The sequence below is a fragment of the Gimesia algae genome (assembly GCF_007746795.1).
Classification (GTDB): Bacteria; Planctomycetota; Planctomycetia; order Planctomycetales; family Planctomycetaceae; genus Gimesia; species Gimesia algae.
The window spans coordinates 4,771,942-4,798,905 of record NZ_CP036343.1 but is presented as its reverse complement, the minus strand read 5'-3'; the positions used below and the strand labels follow the sequence as shown (position 1 = coordinate 4,798,905).

Sequence of the window (26,964 nt, the reverse complement as noted above, 5' to 3'; positions counted from 1 at the left end):
GTCAGCGGAGTCACTTCAAGACATAAACAAATCGGAATATCAAATTAAAGCGATTGATGAAGCAATTGCTTTCGAAGGAGATTACTGAGATGGCTGAAATCACAGCAGCAGCCGTGAAAGCATTACGTGAAATTACCGACCTGCCCATGATGGCCTGCAAAAAAGCATTGCAGGAAGCAGGCGGCGATCAGGAAAAGGCAATCGATATTCTGCGGGAAGAAGCCGGCAAGATCCAGCTGAAGCGGAGCGACAATGCCACTTCAGAAGGTCGAATTACGGTCCTGTCCAGCGAAGATGGTTCAGAAACAGTCATGCTGGAAATTGCCTGTGAGTCTGCCCCCGTTGCCAGTGGAGAAGACCTGGTTAACTTTTCCAACACCTGTGTCGCGCAGCTGATCGCAAATCCAGGAGTCGATACGGTAGAAGGTCTGTTGGCGCTGCCTTCCGAAAAGACCCCGGGAAAAACTCTGAATGATGATTTCATGGATATGTTAAACAAGATCCGTGAAAAAATCGTCGTCACCCGCATTGCCCGGTCACAGGGGCCAACTGGCAGCTATGTGCACCATGATGGCAAAACCGGCGTGCTGCTTCAGGCAAAAGGTGAGACAGCTGATGCCGAACTGCTTCGCGGCGTGGCCATGCACATCGCTGCTTTGAAACCGGTTGCCGTCAATGAATCAGATCTGGACCCTGCTGTTGTTCAGGAGGAACGCGATCGTCTGATTGCAGAAGCCAAAGCGACAGGCAAGCCAGATAATATTATTGAAAAAATTGTAGATGGCCGCATGAAAACATTTTTTGTAGAACAGGGAGTACTGAATTATCAGCCTTATGCGGTTGATGATTCCAAAACTGTCAGCCAGGCATTGGCCGAAAAAGGCCTGGAAGCAGTTTCATTTACCCGTTGTGCAATTGGCGGTTAAGTAATAGTAAACTGTGACGCATGCGTACTGATTCAGTGCGCGTGCGTTTTTTTCTATATTGACTCTGAGTGCTCTGTTTTTAATTCAACTCCTGACTGACTATTGAGGATACCACGGATGACCGATTCTCCTGCCCCTTTGCTTAAGCCTGCTTATGAGCGTGTTTTACTCAAATTAAGTGGCGAAGTTTTCTGCCGAGATGGTGAAGGTGGCATCAGCATGTCTGAGCTTGAGTCGATTTCCGCTCAGATTAAACGGCTGGTTGATTCAGGAGTTCAGCTGGCCATCGTCTGTGGCGGTGGCAATATCCTGCGAGGCAAACAGTTCTCTTCTTCCAGTGGTTCTATCAATCCGGCTACCGCACATTATATGGGGATGCTGGCGACAGTCATCAACGGTCTTGCCTTACAGGATGCCCTGGAAAACGCGGGTGTACCAACTCGCCTGCAGACGGCAATCCGCATGGAAGGTGTGGCAGAGCCCTTCATCCGTCGACGTTGCGTTCGTCATCTGGAGAAGGGGCGCGTGGTCATTCTGGCTGCGGGAACGGGGAGTCCTTTTGTGACGACAGATACTGCTGCTGCCTTGCGTTCGCGTGAAATCGATGCGGATATTCTGCTCAAAGCAACTAAAGTAGATGGGATCTATTCTGATGATCCAGAGAAAAATCCACATGCCGTCCGGTTTTCTGAGATCAGTTACCGGGATGTCCTGCATAAGAATCTGCAGGTAATGGATGCGCAGGCGCTGCATCATTGTATGGAACACGGGATTCCAATTCTGGTTTTCAATTTCCGTAAAACAGGAAATATTGAAAAAGCAGTGGCTGGTGAAAACATTGGTACCCGCGTGCTGCCAACTGTCGAATCGCGCACAGAGAGCTGAACTGAGCCACTTCCCGATTATTTTTTGCGAAGTATGAAGACAACATCTTCGGTCTGCGCATCGAGCTCGATGGTGAAATCCATTTCATACATGAAGTCGTATAGCTCTACAACTTCGAATTCAGGGACCTTTTTCAGCAGCGCTTTAAATTGAGGCGCCGTATAAGTGCGGTAGTCCATCGTATCAAACAGCTGAAACTGTCGTGAGGGAGTATAGACGTCGAACGTCATTTCCAGATGTTCGTTGCGTTTCTTCAGATCTGTTGAGATCGACTGCATATGAGAGTTGATCTGCAGGTTTCCCCGCCGGGCTGACCAGCTTTCACTCTGCATCGGCTCACCGACAGTGGGAGTCAGGTGCAGTCCCAAAATGTACAACCCGCCAGGAGCCAGCGCATCAGCCACACATTTCAAGTGGTTTTTTGCTGCAGTTTCGGAAGGCAGATGACGAAAACTGTTGATGGTATTGAAAGCGGCATCGACGGGTTTTTTCAGTTTGAAGTCTGACATGTCTCCCAGGACAGCGGAGCGGGGAAAACTAAAACGTTCCAGTCGGTCGTTGCAGTATTTAATGGCATGTTGATTGAGATCGTTGCCCGAGACCTGATAGCCTGCCTGAGCCAGTTTGATCAGCAGGCGACCGGTTCCACAGGCTGGTTCAAACAGACGTTTTACTTTACGGGTAGCGTGCTTCTTAAAGCAGCTTTGTAGAAAATCGAACTCTGCTTTCCAGTCATCACCAAAAATGAGATCGTAATATTTGGGATAGTCGTACAGGTGCCCTTTGATCGTTTCCATATTTCTTTCTTGCCGATGTACGTATTATGCTCGGGAGTATGACATTCAAAATATCAAAAGAAAAAAGCCTTGAGCAGACGTTATAGTCTGCTCAAGGCTGATGTTCAACCAGTGGCGAAAGATTCTGGCTTAAGCCGATCTGTTACAGAGTTTTTCCCAGAGTATGTGCCGGTAAGTCTTTAATCATCTCTCCTGGTCCGTGGACAAAATCAATCGAGGGGTTTTCCCCCAGGCCTACGTATACCAGAATCGTGTAGTCTCTGAAGAAACCTTTCCAGGTATACTCCTTCATTTTTTTACACATCTGGGTATGGTTGTCGGCAGGGCGTGTCAGAACACTCGGGGTGCCTGCAATGTATTGATTCACATCAGACATCCGCAGATCATTATTCTGCTCAAGCATTTCAGTCTGAGCCTGCAGCAATGCCAGTTCGGTCTCATGAGCATAGGTCTGGGCATAAAAGTCAACCATTGCCAGGCAGAAGACGATTGAACCCAGGACCCAGGTCAACATTCTGATTACGGTCTGTGTATATGTTTCGATAGTGAGTGTGGAAGGATAATTGGAGCGCGATTCGGGCGCGTCGATGGTTATCGTGGACATCTTTGAGCCTTTCTGTTGTTCCTACTTAAGGTGGGTGTAGGTAAGGGGTGGGAAAATAAGGCGTTTCATCTTTAAAGTAAGGCGGGAACGTAAAGTTTAACTGGCGGGATGTTACCTCCTGAATTTGAATATCACAAAGACAACAGGTTAATTTTTAATGAATCAACAGACTTTTCTGGATGAGAAGAATGAATGATTCATGGCCTGTGTTAGAACAGGCTTTTGCTAGACATATGGTAGGGGATTAACAGCAGGATTGACAAGTCTGATTTCCAGAATTACCGAAAAATGATACATGCGAATACTAATGTGAGTCAAGATTATCGAGCCTGGTGTCTTTCACAAGGAACTGGTTCAGGTCCAGATTCCCTTTGAGTTCTGAGTCAATCAACTGCAGTCGCGCTTCAATCTTATGTAATCGGGCCTCCAGAGCTGGGTGGAATACTGATTTACCCGTTTGAGGCTGGTTTCTTGGGACTTCAGGGTAGCCCAGTTGTCGTTGCAGGGCTGCGAACATGTAAAGGGGATCACGATTGTGATTGGCTTTGGCGATGCGCCCATCCTGACTGCTGAATAAAACCGGAAATCGAGGCTGAAATTCAGCATTTCCGGGCTTTTTGCATTGTTCATCGACAAAATGTTGAGAACGCAGGTAGATCAAGTCCGAGAAATCAACTGATCCCAGTTGCTGTTTCAGCTTGCGGATCCATTCTGACCAGTCTGTGTTATATTGAGTATCGCGGGAGATGGCTTCCAGGCCATGATGATATCCCAGCCGGTTGCGTGAAATACATTCAAACTGATAAATGAACATTCCTGCGCTGCTGGGACTTTCGGTACGATATTTTGCTTCGCGTTCCAGAATTTTTAACGCAATTTTCTGGTCAAATTTTGACTTATCATCTTCCGCATTTTTCATAATGTAAGTCTGGAATGGCGTGAAATAGTGCGAGAGCTTTTGCATTCCGTCGGAGATCCGACCGGTGAGCATTAATTCGCCTTTGAGGAAGTCGATCGCCATCGGGAGTTTGGTCGTGGCCAGAATTTCTTCATAGATCGTTGATAGTACGACCTGCGAGGGGATCGCATCTTCCAGTCTCTCGCGGTAATTGCGAAAGAAGTAAGTCTGTTCGATATATTCTTCACGATCCAGAGGCGTTTGTGTCATTGAGTTGGATTCGAATTCAGGGAGTTCGGAAAATGGCAGTATGCTTATCTGCCGCACTGTTCTCATTATACAGCATGAGCCGCAAAAACGATTCAAAAAGAACCAGGAATCTGATTTCGGTTCGGGCTGTCCAGAAATGCCTGCAAAATAATCTGGGCCGCGAGTTTATCCAGGTAGGCTTTCCGTTTGTTACGGCTCATATTCAGGTTGGCCAGAAATTCTTCAGCCGTCGCGGAAGAATAGCGTTCGTCCCAGTAAGAGACGGGAATCTCAGCAAACTGACTGACCCAGTTACCGAACTGACGCGCCTCTTTGGCTTTCTGTCCTTCATCGCCGCTCATATGCACGGGGAGACCTACGACCAGTCCTTTACATTGATATTCTGTGATGATTTTGGAGAGGTGCTTCTGGTCCTGCTGCAGGTTTTGTCGGTGATAGTTATCGAGCGGGCTGGCGATATTCTGCTCAAACGTGGAAATCGCAATACCGACGCGTTTTGTGCCATAGTCGAGTCCCAGCAGTCGCCCTTCAGGAGGGAATTCCGCTTCAAAGGGTTGCCCTGTTTCAGAGGTATTGCTCATAGCCGCGCTCCTCGATCAGGGTAACCAGTTTTTTGATGGCGGATTCATCGTCTTTGGGAGCAATCAATGTCGCATCAGGAGTGTGCACGATCAGGCAGTTCTCTACCCCAAACGTGGCGATCAGATGGTCGTCCGTCGTGCGGATAATGCTGTTGGAAGTATCCAGGCCACAATGCGGTCCCAGCACGGTGTTGCCCTCATCATCAGTCGGAAAATATTTCTGCAGCGTGTTCCAGTTACCAACATCGTCCCAATCAAACTCAGCACGGATCACCGCCAGCTGTTCTCGAGAGTGCTCAAGGACTGCGTAATCGATGGAAGTCGATTTCATTTTGGGGAAAGTCTGCTCCAGCACGTTCATATATTCCGGTTTATCAATGACGGCCGCAACCTGCATCAGTAGCTCATACATTTCTGGTTCATATTGAGCAATCGCGTCCAGAATCGTTTGCGCCTTCCAGGCAAAAATACCGCAGTTCCAGAGGTAGTCACCGCTGTCGCAATACTGCTGCGCGGTCGGCAGATCTGGTTTTTCCTTAAACTCCTGGACGCTTAAACCAGGCAGGTCAGCTGTGACCGAATTTCCCGTCTGAATATAGCCATAGCCAGTGGCAGGATAAGCAGGTGAAATGCCGATGAGCGCGAGGGTTTCCGGTTTGGCTTCAATCAGTGTGACCGCCTGCCTGATGGTATTCACAAATCCCGATTCAGGCTGGATCACGTGATCAGACGAGACCACAAGCATGATGGCTTCCGGATCAATGTGGAGCAGGTGGATCGCTGCCAGTCCAATACAGGGAGCGGTATTGCGTGGCACTGGCTCAACCAGCATGTGTTTCGGGTTCAGCTGAGGCAGTTGGATTTTGACTTCAGGTGAAAGTGTGCTGTTCGTGGCAATCCAGATATGTTGCTCATCGGAAAGTTCGCGACACCGCGCCACCGTCTCCTGAATCATGGTCTGTTGGCCCACGAGTTTCAGCAGCTGCTTGGGAATTGCTTTACGGCTTTGAGGCCAGAAGCGTGTTCCGCTGCCACCTGCCATGACAACTGTATGTAGCATGAAGCTTGTTTCTCCGAAAGGAAATGTGTTTCTGTTTCATCTGAATGAAAGCTGTATTTGCAACTGTCTGATCCGCAGCCGACTTCTATTCTCCCAGATACACGGGAGATGTAAATTCCGCATCAGCTGAGATTTTCTGTTTTAACTCTGTTTCATCGACGGCGAATAACGGACTGATCTCCACTGTCGCTTCTGCGGGGAGCGTAACGCCACAGGACTTCAGCCAGCCGGAAAAGATTCGAATGAGTGCCTCATGGGCGGTCTCTGGAGAATCCTGGCCTTCCGCATTTTTGACGGGATTAAATTCTCGTTGTCGATCGATTTCATAGACGAGTACGGTGTCCGCTTCCGGCAGCACATCAAAAATAAATCGTTCAAACTTAATCGCGTTGGGTTTTTCAGGAGCGACCTGAGAGCCTGATGCATCGATATGCGGCACTTTTTTATTCGCCTGATGAAACGGGAGCCGCGCATCGTCATTGGCGATCTGCTCCAGGAAATCACGATTGAAGATATGAATCGCGGTGCTGCCTGCCCAGTGCAGCAGGTTGCCATCATCGTCCGTCTGTGCGGCGATATGATCTGGCAGGTCACTGTATTCGATGATCTGAGTTTTCTGATCGACATCGCAGACGATCCCCATTTTTTCATCGGGCGAACGTTTTGAGACCACTTTGACCGATACGTCTGCATTGGCATGATCATGGTAACCCAGGAACTCGGGATCGCAGACGATGGCAGTCGGGTTGTCGACCTGATGGTAATAGAGTGTATCGATCCCTTTTTTCTGCATCACTTCAAACATACCGTTGTTCTTGAGGGCTGCCAGCATGCCCCCATGTCCGTCCGGGCTGACAGCAATGCGGTGTTTTTCTTCCAGGAGAATTTGCCCTGAATCCGCATCGACCGCGGGCATCGTGCCTTGTTTGAAGAAGTAGAGTTCGTCATCCGCGAGTCCAAAATTCTGATGCTGTTGAAAATATTCTACTGTTTCATCGTGAGTGGCATCGCTGGTCATGATGAAATAGCAGATTGGTTTTCCAGCCTGGCGTGCGCGGGCACGCAACTGTTCCACCAGAATCTGAAACAGGGAAGTTTGTTTGACAGGTCCGATGGGATACATGCCTTTAGGATGGCTGAAGCCCAGTCGTGAACCCTGTCCCCCCGCTACAAGAATCGCACCCACTCTGCCTGCTTCCAGCAGCTTTCTGCCTTGCTCGGTTGCTTTATCAGATTCTGTGGGAGATGAGCTGCGCTCTTCCAGTCGGACAACAGTGGCAGGGCGAGTGGCGCGTTCTGCTTTTTGCGCTGCCGATTCTGTCTTTTGGGTTGCTTCTCCGGGGGCATACAGTCGCTGGATCTGCGCGAAGTTGATTGCCTGGATTTGGGCTAACAGTTTGGACTGATCCGGTTCACTCAGGTCATTCCACCACGTAAGTAGATGGGTTTGCTGAAAGCCTGCTAACGTCTGGTAAAGATCCTCTGGAAAGGATGCGGGAGCTGTCATATTTTCTGGTTCCCTTATAATTGATTGGGGATTCCGGGGTTATTCGCAATCCGGCAGCAGGGCATTACTCACACAGCCATGATGAGCCTGTGAGGTCGTGGCTGAAAAGTCAGCCAGATAGCCGCGGGAGTGTCTGACGGGTTGTAGTGGCTGATTCTCTCGGCGTTGCTGAAATTCCTGATCCGAGACATCAACACGGATTTCTCCTTTGAGCAGGTCGAACGAGATTTGATCTCCATCCTGTACCAGGCCAATGGGACCTCCGACGGCAGCTTCCGGAGAACAGTGCACGCCGATCGCGCCGTGTGAAACGCCTGATACGCGTGTATCCGAGATGAAAGCTACTTTACCGTCGAGTTCCGGCACGGTCAGGGCAGCTGTCGCGACAAGCACTTCAGGCATGCCGGACGCGACCGGTCCGAGGTTTCGTAATACGATGACACTGCCTGGCTTAATCTTACCGGCTTCAACGGCATCGACCACCCCTTTTGCTTCATCAAAGCAACACGCAGTTCCTGTGAAATGTGATTCCTGCATGCTGGAGACTTTGAAGACTATGCCCCCCGGCGCCAGGTTACCGAAGCAGACCTGCATGTCGGCATAATCTTTGTAAGGTTGATCGAGCGGGGCGATCAGTTCCTGGTTAGCGGGGACATCGCCGATGTCTGCCAGGTTTTCAGCCAGTGTTTTTCCTGTGACAGTCAGGCAACTGCCATCAATGATGCCTGCTTTGAGCAGATGTTTCATGAGAACCGGTGTGCCACCCAGATGATGAAGGTCGACCATAGTTTTTTTACCGCGAGGTGCAAAACTGCAATAGACGGGCGTTTTTCGGAGTATTTCCTGAATATCCTGTAGATGAAACTCGACTCCCGCCTCGCGAGCCAGCGCGAGAAGATGCAGGATCCCATTCGTGGATCCGCCGACGGCTGCAATGGTAGTAGCGGCATTTTCAAATGCTTTGCGAGTCAGAATGTCGCGTGGCCGGATATTCTTCTGCAGAAGGTTTCGGACGGCGGAAGCGACATTCAGGCATTCTGTTTTTTTGGCGTTATCAATGGCCGGTGTCGAACTGCTGAAAGGGAGCATCAAGCCGATAGCTTCGAGTGCGATGCCCCAGGTATTGAAGGAAGCAGCGATCCCACATCCCCCCGGGCCCGGGCAGGCGGTTTTCAGAATCTGTTCAGCTTCCTCTTCTTCCATGGCACCGACGGCTGCTGCTGCTTGAGAGTCGTAGACATCCAGAATCGAGATGTCCTGACCTTTATGGCAGCCCGGCATAATACTGCCACCACTGACGACCAGACCCGGATAGTTAAGCCGCGCCAATGCCATGGCAAAGCCTGGTCCATTTTTGTCACAGTTGTGCAGGCCAATCAATGCATCGTACGAGTGCGCACTAACGACGCATTCCGCCGCGTTCGCAATCATATTGCGAGAGGGAAGGCTGGCATTGCCTCCTTCCTGTCCCTGGGTGATGTTGTCACTGACGGCCGGAACTCCGAAGGGAAGCCCAATCATCTCAGCGGATTGACATCCCTCTGCAATTTCTTTCGCAAGTTCATAGGCGTGCACATTACAGAGGTTGCCATCCAGTAACGGAACACCAATCCCGATCTGGGCCTTGTCAAAATCTTCATCCGAAAAACCCAACCCGTAGTAGAATGCGGTGACGCCCCGTTGCCAGCCGTGCGTCAGATTCTGACTGTTCCAGTTTAAAGGATGATCCATGATGTTGTTCCTGAGCGAATTGATATGTGATGGGGACAATAGCCCTTTGTTTTTATCTCACTCTAAACTGTCGACTGCGGCAGGCCAAGTTACTTAACATTTGATTTTCAAAACAGATACAGAGTGCTGCCCTCTATTGATAAAAAGTGGACTCCGTGTGCGGGCGGACATCCTGAAATGGACCGTTATACTCAAGCTGATTTCAATTGAGTGCGTGCAGATTGAAGCCCAGGTCAGGAAAATATGAAAAAATGCTCGAATTGTTTGAATTCAGAAGGTCTCAAAACGCTGTATGTGATATCTATATAAAGAGTTGCGTCTAATTGTTTTTGCAGGCCTTTGCGCTTGCTCATTCGTGTAGAGGAACGTAAACTGTGATGTTTCGTGAAGCAGATATTTCTATAAGCTGTTTTGTTTTCTAATTTTAGGAATCTGAGGACTCAGACGCTTTTGTTTGAGAGATCATTCCGGCAAAACGGTCCGGTGGTTAACATCGGTTATAAAGCAGAGTCAGGGACAGCACACGGCAAGAAGTGCTTTCGGAGTCCCGATCCACAAGACTGGCAGCGGACAGTCTGTGAAATCGATTAAGGTTTTCAGGTAATAAAGAAGCTGAGAAAATGAAAAAAGACATTCATCCCGACTATCATCCTGTTGTATTCAAGGATACTTCAACAGGTGATTCATTCCTCATCCAGTCAACAGCTACTTCTAAAGCCACAGTAGAATGGGAAGATGGAAACACTTACCCATTGGTGGCCGTGGAAATCAGCTCTAAATCTCATCCTTACTACACCGGTAAGATGAAGTTTGTTGACAGCGCCGGTCGCGTGGAGAAATTCCAGAAGAAATACAACTGGGACAAACGCAAAGGTGCAGAAGAAGGCGACAAAAAAGAAGACCAGTAGCACAATGTTCTATTGTCTAAAACTGAGGCTCTACGGACGATCCGTATGAGCCTCGTTTAATGCATGGTCGTCACTTTTCTATTTTTATGTCTGGGTTTGAATTTCAACATTGAATTGAGATACAAACCAAACACCACAGACAGGCTTCTACGTGGATTTGGGTAAATGAAGTTTCCCACCCTGCAGGTAAAACTGGATCGTTATGAGGAGTTGGAAAAAGAACTCCAGGATCCGGAAATACTGGCTAATACCAGTAAGCTGGTTGAAATCCAGCGTGAATACGGTGGCCTGGCGAAGGTTGCGTTAGCAGTCCGCGAGTTTAATACCCGGGCCGAAGACATTGAAGTCGCCCGGGAGATGCTGGAAGAGGAAACCGATCCTGCTGCTAAAGAATATGCGCAGAAGGAACTGGACGACCTCTGTGAAGAGCATGAGAAGCATACCAAAGAGCTCGAAGATCTAGTGGTCGCCGGCGATTCCATCACGCGTGGCGGTTTGATCATGGAAATTCGTGCTGGAGCAGGCGGTGATGAAGCCGCCCTGTTTGCACGCGAACTCTTCGATATGTACATGCATTATGTGGAAGCCCAAAAGGGGTGGAAAACAGAAGTGTTGAACATGAGTGCCACCGAGTTGGGTGGTTTGAAGGAAGTCACGTTTTCGATTGCCGGTGAAGGCGCCTATCACCGCTTGCAGTTTGAAAGCGGCGGACACCGTGTGCAGCGGGTTCCTGAGACAGAAACACAGGGCCGCGTCCATACGAGTGCCGCTACGGTTGCCGTACTTCCTGAAGCCAGTGAAGTGGAAGTGGATATCAAACCGGACGATATTCGCCTCGATACATTCCATGCGAGTGGTCCCGGTGGTCAGAAAGTGAATAAAACAGAAAGCGCTGTGCGGATCACTCACTTACCGACAGGCACCGTGGTGCAGTGCCAGGATGAAAAAAGTCAGCACAAGAATAAAGCCAAAGCCATGCGTGTGCTGCGAAGTCGCGTGCTGGAGCAGATGCAGCAGAAAGCAGCCGATGAACGTGCCGACCAGCGTCGGACCTTAATTGGCTCGGGAGACCGCAGCCAGCGAATTCGAACATATAACTTCCCGCAAGGTCGCGTGACGGACCATCGCATCAACCTTTCACTTTACAAAATTGATCAGATCATGCAGGGTGACCTGGATGATCTGGTCACTGCCCTGTTACAGTTTGACCGAGAAGAGCGTTTACTGGGCGACGGCTCAAAAAAATAAATTCGACTATCTACCGATAATCGGTTAGCTGTAACTACGATGGATCGTGCCGTGAATGAGAACTCACCATCACCGGATCGCACTTCTAACACTGCATCGGAACCCTGGACAGTCCGACGTATACTGGACTGGACGACTGCCCATTTAGAGAAACACGGCAGCGATTCTCCGCGTCTGGATACCGAAGTTCTGCTGGCTCATGCACGGAACTGTGAACGGATTCGCCTCTATACGAATTACGAAGACGTCGTCACAGAGCAGGAACGCGCCCTGATGCGGCAACTGGTACAAAGACGTGCGAATTCCGAACCGGTTGCCTATCTGGTCGGGAATCGCGAATTTTTCGGGCTCGATTTTTATGTCGATAAGAATGTGCTGGTTCCGCGCCCTGATACGGAGACCCTGGTCATTGAACTGGTCGATGAAGCGCAGAAACTCACGAATCCTTCCATTCTGGATTTGTGCACCGGGAGTGGCTGCATCGCAGTTTCCGCCGCTGCAAATTGTCATAATGCGAAATTTCTGGCAACGGATATCAGTAAACCTGCGCTGGAAATTGCTCAAAAAAATGCCACTTCAAATGGACTGTCAAACCAGATTCAATTTCTGCTCAGTGACTGTTTCGATCAGATCCCGGCGGGAACATTATTCGATATTATCGTAAGTAATCCGCCTTATATACCTGATGCGGAAATCGAACAGCTGGAAAACGATGTCAAACAGCATGAGCCGCGACTGGCTTTGTCAGGTGGCAAAGATGGCCTGGATTTCTATCGCAGAATCATTCAGCAGGCGGGAGGCTACTTAAAAGATAACGGGTTGCTGATGCTGGAGTTTTCACCAGAGCAGGAAACGGATTTACAGACTCTGTTTAAGGCGACTGGTAAATATACAGACGTAAGGGTAAAAGCGGATCTGGCGGGGCGGGCTCGGGTGATAATCGGGCAAAAATTGCCTATCTTAAAATGAACGGATTTTCTATACTGCGTCAGCAAATCTACGTTTAATCTACATCAGGAGATCCAGGGATGGATATGTTTATCGTTCGCGGAGGCGAGCGGCTTTCGGGTAGCGTTTCTGTCAGTGGTGCGAAAAATTCCGCATTACCACTGATGGCAGCCGCTATGGCCTGTGAAGGTGAGACCACCCTCTGCTCCATCCCTGATCTGGTCGATGTCAAAACTCAGTCGCAGGTCCTGGGTTCCCTCGGAATGGATGTCAACCGCGATCCAGACGGCGCGCTGAGTCTGAAGACCGTGGATGAGACATCCTGTATCGCCGATTATGAACTGGTGCGACGCATGCGGGCCAGTGTGTGTGTGCTGGGACCTTTGCTGGCCAAACGTCGGATGGCATGTGTCTCATTGCCTGGCGGATGTAATATTGGTGATCGACCAATTGATTTGCATCTGAAAGGACTTTCAGCATTGGGAGCCCAGATCCGTGTTGACCGTGGTTATGTTATTGCGAGAGCGGATCGATTGCGCGGGGCCAATATCTTTCTGGGCGGCGCCTTCGGGAGTACGGTCACGGGAACCTGCAATGTGATGATCGCTGCCGCTCTGGCAGAAGGGACGACCACCATCGAATCAGCAGCCTGTGAACCGGAGGTTGTCGATGTCGGCAACTTCCTGAATGCAGCGGGTGCGAAAATCAAAGGGTTGGGAACACCGTTCCTGACCATTGAGGGTGTTGAACAACTCAATGGCGTGAAACATGAAGTGATCCCGGATCGCATTGAAGCGGCCACGTTAATGATTGCCGCTGCCATCACCGGAGGCGATGTCTGTTTGAACAAAGTGAGACCCGATCATATTACAGCGGTGATTGAAAAACTCAGGGAAATTGGTGTGACAGTACAACTCGAATTTCCCGATCAGCCGGCAAAAAAACAGTCTGTCACTGTGCAGGTGACTCAACCTCTCCGCTCAATCGACTGCATTGCGTTACCGTACCCAGGCATCCCGACAGACGTGCAGGCGCAGCTAATGTCATTGCTGGCGTGTATTCCTGGCATCAGCATCGTCACCGACAAGGTCTTTCCGGATCGATTTATGCACGCTTCCGAACTGGCACGCATGGGGGCGAATATCCGCCGTGAGTCAGCCAGTGCGATTCTGAATGGTGTGTCTCGTTTAAGTGGTGCCTGTGTGATGGCTTCTGATTTACGTGCCAGTGCCGCGCTGGTTTTAGCCGGTCTGGCTGCCGAAGGTGAGACAGTGATTCGCCGGATTTATCATCTGGATCGTGGCTATGAACGTCTGGAAGAGAAACTGATCTCGCTGGGCGCGCATGTCGAGCGTGTCAGAGACGAGCCACAAAACATGCCCGACAGTCTGAAACTGACAGACGGTGAAAGTCGTCCCAGTCATTCAGAATTGCTTGCTGCTTTAACCGGGCCGCACTGGAATCAAAATACCGGTCAGCATAATTCTGAGAGCATGACGTCTTCACAGGATCACGCAGACGAAGACTGATTTCGCTTCTGCCGGGAAATCAGTCTGAGCGGCTATTCTTTCTTTTCGGACTGCTGTTTGGCAAAGTCCAGGCAAATCAGATGCGATTCACTCCTGAGATACAGCTTTTTATGAGCGAGTACCGGGGCTGCCCAGGCAGGGTAATTGATTTGCGGAAACGATGTGCGGCAGACTTCGTGAAATTCTTTGGGATCGATTTTGACAATCGCCAGAGTGCCTTTTTCTCCCAGCACAATAAATTTGTTGTCCACCAGAATCGCGGAGCCGCGGCCATATAAAGGCCAGGGGGCTGTTTTGCCGGAATCGATCCACAGGAACTGACCGGTGAGCGCGTTGCGTTTGATTTTGTCGACGACTGGCGCAGCACCATCAGTTTCCCACATCACCTTGCCGTCTGACAGGCGGACACACCGCATCGTTGCTTCACGCTCATGGCGACCGCTGAAGCCATACAGGTATCCATCGTGATGAATGGTCGTTGACCAGTGGGTCAGCATATTAGTAGGATTACGCCAGAGTTCTTTATAGCTTTTGCCGTTCGGTTCTACCTGCAGTAACGCCGAGCCCACCTGATAGGCGGCGGAGAGAAATATTTTATCATCGATGACCACCGGTCGGGCGGCATTGACCGAATCGTTGATCATGGACCGGAACCAGTATTTGAAATTGAGTGAGCCATCTTCGGGATTGAGGGAGACCAGCCCCTGCCGCATCAGGCAGAGCAGATGTCGTTTCCCGTGAATGGTAACGGCGATGGGAGAGGAGTAGCTGGATATTTTTTCATTGCCGCGCCATTTGTAGACCGGCATTCTCTCCCAACCTGTCGACGTACCATTCCAGACCTCTTTTCCAACATTGTGCCAGAGTGTTTTGCCCGTCTTCGCATCGAAGGCGACCATCCCGGAATCTGGTTTGCCGCCAACCATCACGATGAGCTTATTGCCTTCCAGAATGGGGGTGGCGCCGATGCCGAAGAAACCGGGGGGCACATCGAACTCCTGCAGGCAGTCATGATGCCAGACCAGCGTGCCATCTTTGATATTGAGACAGTACAACTTTCCCTGTGCACCAAACGTATAGCAGAATTGTTCGGTCAGCAGGGGAGAGCAGCGGGGACCATTGTTGTATCCATAGGGGTCACGGAAATCAGAGTCGTAGGCGTATTTCCAGATTTCTTTTCCGGTGTCTGCTGCCAGGCATTGAATGACTTCCTTTCCCTCATCCGCACCTTTTTCAGGGCGATGGTGGATCACCAGGCGGTTGCCCAGAACTGAAGGAGCACTGTAACCGGTGCCAATACTTTTTTCCCAGAGCAGGGGAGGGCCTGACTGGGGGAAGTCATCGATCAGATTGGTTTCTGCTGAGACACCCGTCTGTTCTGGACCGAGAAAGTAAGGCCAGTCACCTGTTTTGTCAGCAGGAGGCTGAGCAAAGAGAGACGCCGTTGGCTGGCCTGTCTGGGGCGTGGGTAACGACAGGGTCAGCAGTAACACCATTCCCAGACAGACGCTGAAACAGTTTTTTCGGTTGAGATGATTCATGAGTGAGTCTGTTGCTTTCATCAGTAAACCAGTCAAAGGCAGGAGGTCAGGGAAGTTGGTAGACTTTATAAGTTCGATTTTGATAGATCGGGTCGATGGTTGTAAAGGGGCCCAGACGTTTTACCAGCAGATGCGTAATGCCGGTCTTCTGCTGCAAAGCCTGTAAGGCACGATCATCAAAGCCCTTATTATAGTATTTCTGGCCCCATTTTCGAAGGTACTTGAGGCGTCGATTCCATTCTACGATGCCACTGGCGTCCTGGGGGCAGTCTTTGAAGGTCACATATTCCGGTCGTTGGGCATACCATTTGAAATCGGTTGCATGCGCCGGCGTCAGAAAGAGCGCATCATCGGGAGTATGATTTCGTATCCACTCACAGGCGTCAATCCAGTCAGCACGTTGAGCGGGAGACATCTTGTGGACTGGTCGATGGTTCCAGGCTGAATAAAGTGTGCCGGTAAAGATTCCCAGGCAGAGCACAGCCAGAATCGCTTTACGCAGGGAAAGCGTGAGCCAGGCAGGTTTGGGTTTTTCTGTTGCGCTGTTAATCAAATATTGCTGGATCAGATGAAGTATGGCAACGGAAAACGCCAGCGGGAGTAAGGCGTCAAACAGACGAAAGGGATAGAATTTGAGGAGCGACATGCGAAATGCGTAATATGGCATTTCGCTGGCAGGTCTGGGGCCGGCACCAATTAGAATTCCGATGCAGGCCAGACCGATGGTACCGATGATAAAAAACTGGAAGAAGCGAATGGTAAACGAAGTGCTCTGCTTACGAGCCAGAAACAACCAGGCTACCAGCAGTAGCGCATACAAGAGGTAACTGAAAAGATTAAAATCCATGGGGTCCAGGTGGTGCTTCAGTCGATAAAAGACCTGGATGAAATTTGCCGCGAAACTGTCTTGGGGGCTCCCCTGCGTGAGCAATGCCAGGGAGGGGACTAACCCCGGCAGCGAACAGAGAATAAGGTATCCGCAGGCAGGAATCGCGGTTTTAGTGCTGCCTGTGATCATAGCCCTATCGATGTGTTTTCGATTCAGGAATCCCAGGATCAGCAGGGCAAACAGACTGCAGGCCAGCGCCCAGATTCCGACGACAGGATGCCACGTTATGGTTAGCCCGGCATAGATACCTGCTCGGTTCCAGTTTTGTTCACAGGCGTTTGCCAGTGCCAGGAACAGGAAACCGTATGCGAAGACTTTGGATTCGATACCGCCAATAATCCATTCCCCGGAGAAGTTCCCGATCGCTGCCAGCGCAAGATAGAGCCAGGCCGTGATTAAAGGAGACCAGAAGCCGGTGCATAAAACGCTGATCAGGCGGTACCAGCCGACAGCCAGTAACAGGAATCCAATGATTCTGCCCAGCACTGCTGTCTGCTCAAGTGACAGTACCTGTGTGATCGCGCCGACAGTCTGGAAAAAAAAGAGGTGCGCGTTGGATGATTCGAGAAAAAAATCATCGGCGCACCACTGTGGATTCCAGTAATGGCGTGCCTTGGTAAGGTAATGTGGTTCGTTTGTGCCTGGAACCGGGAATCGCAGGAAAGAATCGGCGGCAAATGATCCGCCAATCAATAATATCATGAGTATGGCTGGAAACGGTATCTTAGTCGCTGTGGATTCAGGATTCACTGAACTTGAGCACCTTGTTTAGCCATCAGACGTCAACCGGAATAGCGCCTGCCGGATCAGTATCTGGGAGTCTGTTCCGGAATCAGATTATTTTTTCTGCGTTTTCTTTTTGGCTGCTTTTTTTGTTGCGGTTTTTTTCGTTGCGGTTTTTTTGGCTGTCACTTTTTTAGCAGAAGATTTTGCAGCGGGGGCTTTGCCTGCTGTTTTTTTTGCAGTTTTCTTCTTTGCGCCTTTTTTTGCTGCCGCTTTCTTTTTGGTGCCTTTTTTGGCTGGATCGCCGAAGATCTTGTCATAATTTTCCCAGAATTTGGGAGTCGTACCTGTTCGAACAATCGGGCCGCTCATAATCTTGCTTCTCCATTTCGAATCTAAATTCGCCCGGTGGCGATTTCAAACACAATATATTTTCGTCAAAGGTTATTAGTCGAATTATAACAAGAGACTGTGTTCTTGTCTTTTCTGAGCGGTGATTCTTTCGATCTGAACCTGAATTGTCAAGTCTGTTCACAATGATCGACCAGAGGCGGGGCATCAAACGTCTTTTGCAGTTCGCTGGCACGGTGTCGAATTGTGTTTAATAACTGATTCAGATGCACTTCTGTCGTCAAAGGATTCATCACAGTAATCCGGAATGCGGCCTGTTCATTAATCACGGAATGCACAATATAAAATTCCCCCGATTCAATCAATTGCCGTCGCAGCTTGAAATGGAACAGATTCTGTTGTTCCCTCGACAGGGCATTGAGCCATTCGGCCTGATAACGAAATACGACGATATTGCATTCTGGTTCATGTACTGGTTCAAAATCAGATGCCTGCTGGAGCAGGTTATAGAATGTCCGGGCGGTGGTAAAGGTGATGTCCACCAGGTCGGAGAACAGGCTTTTACCAAACAGTGACCAGATCCCCCAGAGTGCGTAGCAGTTGGCACGTTTGGTGCATTCGATGGTACGCAAACCGATGTCATATTCTGCAATTTCAGGAGCAGAAGGATCGAAGAGGTACGCGGCCTGTTGCTGGAAGGCTGAGAACTGATGCGCTTTGTTTTTATAAAACAGAAATGCGCAAAGCGCAGGCATAAACATCATCTTGTGGGCATCAAAGACCACACTGTCGGCCCGGTGCAGCCCTGCCGTTAAATGTTTGTGTCGCTCTGAGAAACAGGTTGGTCCACCATGTGCAGCATCGACATGCAGCCAGAGATCATGCTGTTCGCAGAGGTCGGCAATGTCATTCAGGGGATCAAAAGCACCAATAGGAGTGGCACAGGCACAGGCGACGACGGCGATGATGGTTTTGTTTTCTGCCTGGCAGGAGAAAATCAGTTGCTGGAGCGCAGCAGGATTCATTTTCCGCCGCTCATCAAGGGGAACCTTGATAATATTGTCTGCTCCGATACCTAATATGCCTGCGGAACGGGTCACGCTGTAGTGGGCATCGCTGGAAACCAGGATCACGGGGACTGCATCCAGTTTTGCCTGCGGTCCCTGCGACCAGAGATCAGGGCATTTCAGATTGCGGGCCGCCAGCAATCCTGTCAGATTTGCCAGCGAACCTCCGTGTGTCACCAGACCGGCGAATGTACCCGGAGCGTATCCAATTTCGCGACCCAGAGATTCAATCAGAGCCAGTTCGACGGCAGTGGCCCAGGGGCCCATTTCGTAGACGGCCATCACCTGATTCGTGACCGAGACGATGGCTTCGAACAGACCGGCCAGCGGCAGGGATGCAGGGACCTGATGACCAATATAGCGGGGGTTCTGCAGGTTGTGTCCCTTGTCCAGCATGGTCTGAGCCAGCTGGCGAAAGGCGTCAACTGTCTGAGTGATGTCCCTTTCCCCCGCATCATTCATAGGGGCCTGGTTAAGTTGCTGCAGGGCAGCTTTGAAGTTATCGGCAGGGTGCGCCCAGTTGAGGACGTTTGTTGTCTCAAGTTGCAGAGTACGCGCATGGTTTGTGAGTAATTCACTTAAGGTCTGGCTGGCCGTCTCCAGTAACTCAGGAGAATAAATCGCCTGGATTCGGGACTGGGCTGCTGATAAATCGGGGGCTGCTTTGGTCATAAGCGTTTCTTACTGAGAGCGAATGCAGGTCGTCGTACTCTGAAAAAATCTGCGTATCTGTGTGAATATTGTAGTTGTTTTTCAGCGTGCGGGAATGTGTACAAAACGAAATCGGGCGGTTCGGAGCAGATCTGCAGAAGCTGTCATTCAGAAGCGAGCTCTAAAAGCGAAATGGTTCGGTGTTCATTTCGTAACCGGGGTGCATGCAGATATTAATCAGCAGTCCCAGCGCCAGGCAGGTACTGAGCATACTGGTGCCCCCGTAACTCATCAGGGGGAGCGTCATTCCCGTGATTGGCATCAGTCCGACTGTCATGCCGGTATTGATAATCGTCTGTGAGGCCAGTAGCGTCACAATGCCAACGGCAACAAGGCGTCCGAAGGGCTCGCGCGTGGCAGTCGCGATCTGCAGCCCGCGAATATACAGCGCAGCAAACACCAGGACGGTAAACAGACAGCCCAGCATGCCAAAACGTTCCCCGACCAGACAGAAGATAAAGTCGGTCCGGCCCGCGGGAAGATGATAGGCAGCGGGATCATCGACGGGCATGCCGGCAATTTCGCTACCCCAGACACCTCCCAGAGCCAGCATCTGCTTGGATTGATAGAGATGATAGCCATCACCTTTGGGTAATTCGCCTCCATCCTGTTGTGTGAACAACGCGACGATTCGCGATTTCTGTTCTGCGTTCATCTCCAGCCAGAGCAGAGGCAGTGTGCAGATTCCCAGAATCACAATGGTAATCAGATGTCTGGGACGCGCCCCTGCGGAAAACAGCATCGCAAACAGAATGGGAAAGAAGAGCAACGATGTGCCCAGGTCTGGTTCTCGCAGGATCAGAACTACAGGCACGCAGGTTAGAATGAAGGGGACAATCAGTCCCGGAATCCGTCGATAGTTCTTGCGATACATCAGGTAATGTGCGAGGGCAAGGATGTAGGTGATTTTTGCGAGTTCAGAAGGCTGAAATTTGAAAAAGCCCAATGGAATCCAACGGCGGGAACCGTTGACTGCGGGAATAAAAAAGACCGCAATCAGGAACAGAAGTGTGCCTAGAAAGAGGGGATAGCTGATGCCACGCAGGTTACGATAGGGAAACAGCATCGTACCAAACAGGGCGGTCAGCGAGATCAGGATCCAGATGCATTGTTTCTGGAAATAGTGTCCCTGGCCGACCAGTTCGTCTCCGCGCGCAATTCCCGCCAGGCCGCACCCCATCAGAATCAGGATACAGCAGAGGATCGACCATGGAATTCTACGAATACCTGTATGGATCATTGCGAGTTTAACCTCAGAGTATTGAAACGAACAGGCGTTTTTTAGCGTAAATCAGCAGATCAGGAAAGAGCGATCTTTTTTTGATGAAGTTCGCTCGAGTGAAATTGAATTACGGGTGTCAAAGCTCTTCAAATCAGCTATTCTCTCAGTGTCATTCATTCCTATCCCGGTTTAAATCAATCGTTTTCCATGTTTCAATCACTGCGAAGAGCCTGTTCAAAGTATCCTGTCACTGCAGCCTATATCGCCTTTGCGATTGGTTTGTTTCTAGCGGTACAGATTTACAGAATCGATCATGGGATCTCCAACGCGGGAAGTTTCGACGATGCGTTATGGAAACTGGGCGCTGTTCAGCCCCTGGTCTTTGTGCATGACCATCCCCTGGTTGAAGAGAAAGAATACCCGACCGGTGGTCCCTTTGATCTTTGGTCCGGGGAGTGGTGGCGAATTCTGATCAGCGGCTTTCATCATGGCGATGTGTTGCATCTGCTGATGAACTGCCTGGCGATCGGGTTTTTAGGGCGGCTGATAGAGCCCGTAATGAAACACTGGATATATGCTGCGTTTCTGATCCTGGCGACCTATGTTTCCTTCCTGCCGGAATATTTTCTGGAACATTATCCCGTGGGTTTATCGGGGGGCGCATTTGCGATGTTCGGGTTACTGATGATGCTCCGCCGCATTCATCCTGAAATCGCTGAAGTGTTTACTGATCGTGAAGTCAACTGGGGACTGGGCTGGCTGATTCTGTGTTTTGTATTAACACATTTCGGTATTCTGAATATTGCGAATGCAGCACATCTTTCCGGATTTGTCTATGGAATCCTGGCGGGTGCCGTCATCATCAATCGATCCCGTTTTGCAGGGACGCTCCGGTTCCTGTTTGTCTTATCTCAGGTTTTGATTATCCCTGGTACTTATCTGGTATGTCATCCGGTCTGGAATGGTAAGTATTACTGGTACCTGGCGCGGCATGAAACCGATCCCAATCAAAAGATTGTCTATCTGCAGAAGGGGATGGAACTGTCGCCTGGTGAACCTAAGATCGGGGCAGAACTGGCACTCAGTCTGTTTCGCACGGAAGGAGTTCCGTTTCATTCCTGGGAGATCATGCTGCGATCGCTGGAACGCAATCGTTCCTATGATAAAGGGATCGAGATTACGCGACTAATCTGGAAACAGTTCAACTCTGAACAGCAGAAGCAGAAAGCGCTTGGAATTGTCACAGAAGTATTCGGCGATGAATCCGATGCCTGGCTGGAGCGATTTAAACTGGATCAATCCGCAGTGGCGTCAGCAGATGTGTCTTTACCCAAGTCAGATCAATCCGGGAATGAGTTTCTGTTTTTGAAAGAAACGGAGCGCCGGGGGGCACCTCAGCCGCGCGATCTGACTGCGCCTCCCGTTGATCCGCGCTCTCCTCAGAGCGCGGTGGAAGGTGTTACACTTTAGGCTGAGTCCCGTTTTACTGGAGCGTCTCAAAGGGCAGTGGGAACGAGTATTTGATGTGAAATGCGCCAGTGATCTGATTGATTGTTAAAATCATTAAAACTGGTACATCCGTCATTAAGGTCAAGTTGAAATGTCGTTTTTTGGCGACATCACTGATTCCTGCAAGACATTTTTCTACCTGCGGCTTGCCTGACCTACTCTTTACGTAAACAAATCTGTTGTGATGCTGCGCCGCAGGTATTTTCGCAGAGAGAAACGTTGAATCTGTTGATCTCTCTCGATTGAGCTCTTCGGGCAACATATGATGTAATTAATTCTCTTTTCATATCGATCTGTATATTATGGCTACAGCTTTGGAAAACCAAAACGACTCCACGAATCAGAATCCTGAAGAAGAACAGACTGAAGATGCGGTCCTGGTCGATCGCTTTCCCGAAGCGCTGCGTGTTTCGCGATTTACTTTCTTCACGGTCTGTGTTCTTTCCGTGACTTTTGTGTTATTCAGTTCGATGCCTCTCTGGCATACCGATATCTGGGGGCATTTGACTTATGGTCAGCTGATCTGGGAGACCGGCAGCATTCCTGCGCTGGAGCCTCTGGTTCCGTTGTCTTCAGGAGTCCCGTTCATTGATACCGCCTGGCTGACTCAGATCTTTGCCTTCCAGACATATGAAATCTTCGGTGTCGCAGGAATTAAACTGTTGTATGCCGCTGCGATTACAGCCTGCCTGGGTCTATTGCTGTTTCGCGTACAAAAGCGGACCAGCAGTTTCTGGTGGGGGCTGGTTTGTGTGTCTGCCTTTCTGGTCTGCGACTGGAAACAACTGGGAATCGTAAGGCCTCAACTGGCAGGGCTGCTCAGTTTTGTTCTATTATTTACATTATTAAATGCCCGCCAATGGCGCAATTTCTACTGGTTTCTGATTCCCGCGGTATTTGCGTTGTGGGCGAATCTGCATGGCTCATTCCCGGTGGGACTGGGATTGATTGGTTGTTTTCTGGTTGGTCGCGCAGTGGATGTAGGCCGGAAAGCCGGTTCCTGGAAAGCCATGTTCGGAGACAGTGTCACGCGTCGCTATTTTCTGCTGCTGGAGCTTTCAGCAGTTGCCGTTCTGTTCAATCCCTACGGAATACAATTATATTCTGAAGTCTTCAGCTTTTCTTCCAATCCCAATCTGGAGGCCCTCATCGAGTGGAATCCGCTGACCCTGCGTATGTTCCAGGGGAAGACAGCGGCTGTACTGGCATTGCTGATTGTGATTGCCAGTCGTTTTACTCCGCGACGTATTGGGACTACAGAAGTTCTGCTGCTGGTGGGACTGGGAGCAGCCGCCATGTGGAGTTCGCGCATGGTTCTCTGGTGGGCACCTGTCGCCGCCTATTACCTGGCGTTGCATGGTGCAGCAATCTGGGGACAGAAACGCAGACAACTGGCTGATCCTGATGCAGGAGAGGTGTATTGTGCCGGGAAATGGACCGTTGTTTCTGTGGGGATGGTCTGGATCTGTTTTGCGATTACTCCGATCGGCTCGCAAATCCTGCACGGTAAACAGGTCGATTTCGAAAAGAGCGTCTCCGCCTCCACTCCCATCGGCGCTACGGATTATCTCAAAGAGAAAAATATTGAAGGCCAGCTGTTTAACTCAATGGAACTGGGAGACTACCTGCTCTGGGATGGACCGGAGAACGCTTCTGTTTTTGCTGACTCTCACGTGCATCTGCTGCCTCGCGAAGTCTGGGATCATTACCTCAGAATCGCGAATTCGTCAGGTGATGCGGAAGAGCTGCTGGAACGTTACGGAGTGAATACGGTGGTACTTGATTTACCCCGACGGAATACCCTGACGCGTCGTCTGGAGCGAGACGGAGCATGGCGTGTGGGTTACAAAGATGATCGTAGCGTCGTGCTGATACGAAACAACCCGATTCGGTAAACGACATCAAAGCTGCTTCTCTAAATTACATTGTTCCTATTTTAATATTGATAGAGATCTGTCATGAAATCACGCAAGTTGTCATCGAAAACCATGATTGCGGTTCAGGTTCTGGTGGTCGTCGCTTTTTGCGGAGCCTATACATTGGGCTCACGCGATACCCGCCAGGCTTTTAACAGCACCTTTCTGGATCAGACATACTACCCGGAAGTGAAAATCGATCGGGAAGAACCACTGCGGATTTCCGCCTTGTATGACGATCCTTCTGTGGTTACCGATGAGGAACTGGCGGCTGTGCTCAAGCAGGTTCGCCCTAAGTTTCCGCGCCAACATCTGAAGCCCAACCATGTCGAACATGCCTTACGTACGTGGAGTATTCATTCTACGTTTCAGGATCCGAGTGTAGTCTCGGGGGCCGAAATGTGTGATTTTCTCACCGACCACGGTCGCTACCTGGCATCGTGGGGTGATGAAGCTTCGCCGCTGCTGATTGATCAACCGCAGGGGATTTCGATTCGCTGGGGGAGTCAGGTGGGAGGTTCTGTCCATCACGATCACTGGTTGGCTTCCTTAACAGAAGCAGGCATTCATCGGGATGCGCCCGTGTTTGCGCCCGCTCAACGTAATATGGATATCAATGATGTGATTCAGCAGTCATTAAGAGATTTTCGTCTGGATGAACGTGAAGTCGAATGGTCGGCCATGGCGTTTGGCTTGTGGATTCCTCCAGTAAAAGAGTGGGAGACGACCGATGGTCGGACTGTTTCGTTTGATCAATTAACACGGAGACTGATTCGCGGACATAAGAAGTATGGAGTCTGTGTCGGCACCCATCGGGTTTATTCTCTGATGTTGCTGGTCCGCCTGGATGACGAATTCGATATTCTCTCCGATTCTGCACGGGCTGAAGCGTACTCCTACCTGGAACGCGTGCGAGACTTGATCAGTGAGTGTCAGTACGAAGATGGACACTGGCCAGCCAACTGGATGGAAGGCAAGGCCGCATTGACCAGTACTGAAGTGATTCCCGAATACAAAAATGTAATTGCGACGGGACATCATCTGGAATGGCTGGCGATCGCTCCGAAAGAACTGCATCCACCGCACGAGCAGATTGTGAAAGCTGCGAAGTGGGTGATTAATAATACCACTTCTCACACTGAAGCGGAAATTCTGCAGAAATACACGTTTTACAGTCACGTCGGAAATGCACTGGCCCTCTGGCGGAATACTCATGCCGCTCCCTTCTGGAAGGAATGGCAGAAGACGCATCCGTATGTCCCGGATGTGACTGCTGAACAGGACGAAGCAATCGAAGCCCCTAAGCCGACGCTGTAGGGCCCATCGAACCGCGATTACTTACCGCCGACTACCGTAAATGATGCTTTGGAGCCGGCAGGTTTAAAGAACTCTGCCTGTACGCCCTCCTGATCACTCCTGTTTGCAAGGTCGATCAGCAGTGTCAGTTTATGAACGCCTTTCGAGAGCTGAAGTTCATTTTCTGTTTGAGATTTCAGACGCTGTGAATCGATCCAGATGCTGGTGTCCTGAGCGGAATTGATACGAATGCCAACGGTGCCCGCTTCGGTGACATCCAGTTCAGCCTGCAGCAGTACTTTCGAGTCAGTGCTCAGACTTTTGAGTTCTTCGAAGGGGAGTAGACCAGCCACCATCGCATACTGTGGAACGAATGCCGTTGTGGATGCTCGCAAAACCTGTTCTTCGAACAGTTCTTCGTCCGGGTTCTCATTCGTCAATAACAGGTTGGGGATCTCCCGCATTGCCAGCCAGCGTTGAATCGTCGGTTTGGAGCGGATCGCATACGGACCTGGTTTGCCCAGCACAGACAGATATTTCACCAGGTCAATCAGTTCATCACGTGTCAGGAATTTGGTGAGGCCCTGTGGCATGAGGGATCCGCCTTCCGCTTCATCATCGATGTCATCAACGGGAATGACGATTTCTTTGCCGTTGGCGTCTTTGAGAATGACACGTTCTTCATTGCGATCAACAATGATTCCGCGAATGATTTTGCCTTCGATCGTGACGATTACATAGGTCTGGTAAGCTTCTTTGACTGCCTGGTTGGGATAGAGTATCGATCGAACGAGATAATCCACGGGAGAACTGGCGCCGATTGGGCTCAGGTCTGGGCCAACTTCGCCGCCTGCTTTACTGACAGAGTGGCATTTCATGCAGCTCAAGTCGGCGCGTCGGAAAATCTGCTCGCCCCGTTCGGCATTGCCATGCGCGATGACATCAGCGAGCAGTTGTTTGAATTCTTCTTCAGTGAGTTTTTTATCTTCGCCTGACATCCCGGCAGCTTTACTGAGAGCATCGCTCAAAGCTTTATCACTGCGACCTACAGAGTACATGTAACGCAGTTGCTTTTTGGCGACATCTTCCGGAACTTTTTGAGTTGAAAGTGCGGCTGCCAGCTGATCGGGGGCTCCTTGTGTATCGAGGATTGCTTCAATGAACGGGGTTGGATCACCGGCTTTCGATGAGGCCATGATTTTGATGCCTGCGGTGATAGCCTGCTTGAGATCAAGGGTGACCAGGGCGGCTGCACCCAGGTAGCGTATATCAGCCGGGGAATTCTCTTCCGTCAGTTTCTGCATGGCTTTGATGCTCTCTGGACCTCCAATGGAAACCAGGGCGTCAATGGATGCCGTTCGTAGTTTCTCATCGGTTTTGGCAGAGAGAGCCAGTTGTTGTAATTTGTCTGCTGCCCCGGAGACTTTCCATAAACCTGCCAGCTCGATTGCAATCTGATTGACGGGCGGTTTGGCGTCGATCAGTTTACTGATGTCAGCCAGGGAACCAGAGGGTTTGATTTTTCGATTCTGAAATGCTTCTTTCAGCGCGAGCAGCGATTTTTCTTTGACTTCTCCCTGGAACTTATCGTTGACGATTTGCTCCCAGATAAAACCGAGTTCTTCCGGATTTCCTTTGCGGCAGATCAGTTCAATAATCGTACCCTGGCGAGAGGCAGGAATGCGGCCGCTTTTGAGAAGTCTCATCATGTGAGAGACACTACTCTGGGACTGGGCTGATAATTCTCCGGAGCAGGATAAACTCAACAGCATCGCGATGACTGTAATGCTAAGGGCGGAAAAGATACGGGATCGAATTCTCATTATGAACTAACTCTGCATAAGGTA

The 26,964-nt window shown here is 50.2% G+C and carries 22 protein-coding genes; 9 read left to right on the top strand and 13 right to left on the bottom strand.

Annotation, left to right across the window (positions count from 1 at the left end):
- Positions 1–89 precede the first annotated feature (89 nt).
- Both tsf and pyrH read left to right on the top strand, forming a co-directional pair.
- Positions 90–926, top strand: coding sequence for a translation elongation factor Ts (gene tsf, locus Pan161_RS17765; RefSeq protein WP_145229354.1), 837 nt, complete (start codon positions 90–92; stop codon positions 924–926).
- A gap of 117 nt (positions 927–1,043) precedes the next feature.
- Positions 1,044–1,811, top strand: a complete 768-nt coding sequence (pyrH, locus tag Pan161_RS17760) for a UMP kinase (RefSeq protein ID WP_145229351.1) — start codon at positions 1,044–1,046, stop codon at positions 1,809–1,811.
- Between the two features lie 17 nt (positions 1,812–1,828).
- Here pyrH and Pan161_RS17755 read toward each other — a convergent pair whose 3' ends face one another.
- The 7 genes from Pan161_RS17755 to ilvD form a co-directional block, all read right to left on the bottom strand.
- Positions 1,829–2,608: a class I SAM-dependent methyltransferase gene (locus Pan161_RS17755; protein WP_145229348.1), complete on the bottom strand. Its 780-nt coding sequence runs from the start codon at positions 2,606–2,608 to the stop codon at positions 1,829–1,831.
- 142 nt (positions 2,609–2,750) lie between these two features.
- The gene (locus tag Pan161_RS17750; RefSeq protein WP_145229346.1) at positions 2,751–3,212 is read right to left on the bottom strand and encodes a hypothetical protein; all 462 of its coding nucleotides are present in this window, start codon (positions 3,210–3,212) and stop codon (positions 2,751–2,753) included.
- A 304-nt stretch (positions 3,213–3,516) separates the two neighbouring features.
- Positions 3,517–4,380, bottom strand: coding sequence for a hypothetical protein (locus Pan161_RS17745; protein WP_145229344.1), 864 nt, complete (start codon positions 4,378–4,380; stop codon positions 3,517–3,519).
- 92 nt (positions 4,381–4,472) lie between these two features.
- On the bottom strand, positions 4,473–4,961 hold the full coding sequence (gene ruvX, locus Pan161_RS17740) for a Holliday junction resolvase RuvX (protein WP_145229342.1): 489 nt from the start codon (positions 4,959–4,961) through the stop codon (positions 4,473–4,475).
- The gene (locus Pan161_RS17735) at positions 4,945–6,021 is read right to left on the bottom strand and encodes a mannose-1-phosphate guanylyltransferase (RefSeq protein ID WP_145229340.1); all 1,077 of its coding nucleotides are present in this window, start codon (positions 6,019–6,021) and stop codon (positions 4,945–4,947) included. The genes ruvX and Pan161_RS17735 overlap by 17 nt, the downstream gene beginning before the upstream one ends.
- An 85-nt stretch (positions 6,022–6,106) precedes the next feature.
- Positions 6,107–7,528 carry a UTP--glucose-1-phosphate uridylyltransferase gene (locus tag Pan161_RS17730; RefSeq protein WP_145229338.1) on the bottom strand — a complete coding sequence of 474 codons (1,422 nt, stop codon included), beginning with the start codon at positions 7,526–7,528 and terminating at the stop codon, positions 6,107–6,109.
- A gap of 39 nt (positions 7,529–7,567) precedes the next feature.
- On the bottom strand, positions 7,568–9,259 hold the full coding sequence (gene ilvD / locus Pan161_RS17725) for a dihydroxy-acid dehydratase (protein ID WP_145229336.1): 1,692 nt from the start codon (positions 9,257–9,259) through the stop codon (positions 7,568–7,570).
- A gap of 620 nt (positions 9,260–9,879) precedes the next feature.
- Here ilvD and Pan161_RS17720 point away from each other — a divergent pair.
- The 4 genes from Pan161_RS17720 to murA all read left to right on the top strand — a co-directional run bounded on the left by Pan161_RS17720 (position 9,880) and on the right by murA (position 13,892).
- The gene (locus tag Pan161_RS17720) at positions 9,880–10,167 is read left to right on the top strand and encodes a type B 50S ribosomal protein L31 (RefSeq protein ID WP_145229334.1); all 288 of its coding nucleotides are present in this window, start codon (positions 9,880–9,882) and stop codon (positions 10,165–10,167) included.
- A gap of 165 nt (positions 10,168–10,332) precedes the next feature.
- Positions 10,333–11,415 carry a peptide chain release factor 1 gene (prfA, locus tag Pan161_RS17715; RefSeq protein ID WP_145229332.1) on the top strand — a complete coding sequence of 361 codons (1,083 nt, stop codon included), beginning with the start codon at positions 10,333–10,335 and terminating at the stop codon, positions 11,413–11,415.
- Between the two features lie 51 nt (positions 11,416–11,466).
- Positions 11,467–12,384, top strand: coding sequence for a peptide chain release factor N(5)-glutamine methyltransferase (gene prmC / locus Pan161_RS17710; RefSeq protein ID WP_232103290.1), 918 nt, complete (start codon positions 11,467–11,469; stop codon positions 12,382–12,384).
- Between the two features lie 59 nt (positions 12,385–12,443).
- Complete coding sequence (gene murA, locus Pan161_RS17705; RefSeq protein WP_145229328.1) at positions 12,444–13,892, top strand: UDP-N-acetylglucosamine 1-carboxyvinyltransferase; 1,449 nt, start codon at positions 12,444–12,446, stop codon at positions 13,890–13,892.
- Positions 13,893–13,924: 32 nt separating this feature from the next.
- Here the strand turns inward: murA and Pan161_RS17700 are convergent, their stop codons facing one another.
- The 5 genes from Pan161_RS17700 to Pan161_RS17680 all read right to left on the bottom strand — a co-directional run bounded on the left by Pan161_RS17700 (position 13,925) and on the right by Pan161_RS17680 (position 20,414).
- Positions 13,925–15,433 (bottom strand): outer membrane protein assembly factor BamB family protein, encoded by a 1,509-nt coding sequence (locus Pan161_RS17700; RefSeq protein ID WP_145229326.1) that lies wholly within the window; start codon positions 15,431–15,433, stop codon positions 13,925–13,927.
- A 46-nt stretch (positions 15,434–15,479) separates the two neighbouring features.
- Positions 15,480–17,024 (bottom strand): DUF6798 domain-containing protein, encoded by a 1,545-nt coding sequence (locus Pan161_RS17695; RefSeq protein WP_145229324.1) that lies wholly within the window; start codon positions 17,022–17,024, stop codon positions 15,480–15,482.
- 135 nt (positions 17,025–17,159) lie between these two features.
- Complete coding sequence (locus tag Pan161_RS17690) at positions 17,160–17,417, bottom strand: RNA polymerase subunit sigma (RefSeq protein WP_145229322.1); 258 nt, start codon at positions 17,415–17,417, stop codon at positions 17,160–17,162.
- Positions 17,418–17,566: 149 nt separating this feature from the next.
- A complete protein-coding gene (locus Pan161_RS17685; protein WP_145229319.1) occupies positions 17,567–19,135 on the bottom strand; it encodes a pyridoxal phosphate-dependent decarboxylase family protein in 1,569 nt (522 codons plus the stop codon).
- A gap of 160 nt (positions 19,136–19,295) precedes the next feature.
- The gene (locus Pan161_RS17680; RefSeq protein ID WP_145229317.1) at positions 19,296–20,414 is read right to left on the bottom strand and encodes an FtsW/RodA/SpoVE family cell cycle protein; all 1,119 of its coding nucleotides are present in this window, start codon (positions 20,412–20,414) and stop codon (positions 19,296–19,298) included.
- 189 nt (positions 20,415–20,603) lie between these two features.
- Between Pan161_RS17680 and Pan161_RS17675 the strand changes: the two genes are divergently transcribed.
- The 3 genes from Pan161_RS17675 to Pan161_RS17665 all read left to right on the top strand — a co-directional run bounded on the left by Pan161_RS17675 (position 20,604) and on the right by Pan161_RS17665 (position 25,138).
- Entirely contained in the window at positions 20,604–21,866 is a 1,263-nt protein-coding gene (locus tag Pan161_RS17675) for a rhomboid family intramembrane serine protease (protein ID WP_145229315.1), read from the top strand.
- 341 nt (positions 21,867–22,207) lie between these two features.
- On the top strand, positions 22,208–23,800 hold the full coding sequence (locus Pan161_RS17670) for a hypothetical protein (RefSeq protein ID WP_145229312.1): 1,593 nt from the start codon (positions 22,208–22,210) through the stop codon (positions 23,798–23,800).
- A 63-nt stretch (positions 23,801–23,863) separates the two neighbouring features.
- Positions 23,864–25,138 carry a hypothetical protein gene (locus Pan161_RS17665; RefSeq protein WP_145229310.1) on the top strand — a complete coding sequence of 425 codons (1,275 nt, stop codon included), beginning with the start codon at positions 23,864–23,866 and terminating at the stop codon, positions 25,136–25,138.
- A 17-nt stretch (positions 25,139–25,155) separates the two neighbouring features.
- On the opposite strand, the gene Pan161_RS17660 is transcribed toward Pan161_RS17665, so the two are convergent.
- Complete coding sequence (locus Pan161_RS17660; protein ID WP_197995381.1) at positions 25,156–26,826, bottom strand: HEAT repeat domain-containing protein; 1,671 nt, start codon at positions 26,824–26,826, stop codon at positions 25,156–25,158.
- Positions 26,827–26,964: the final 138 nt, after the last annotated feature.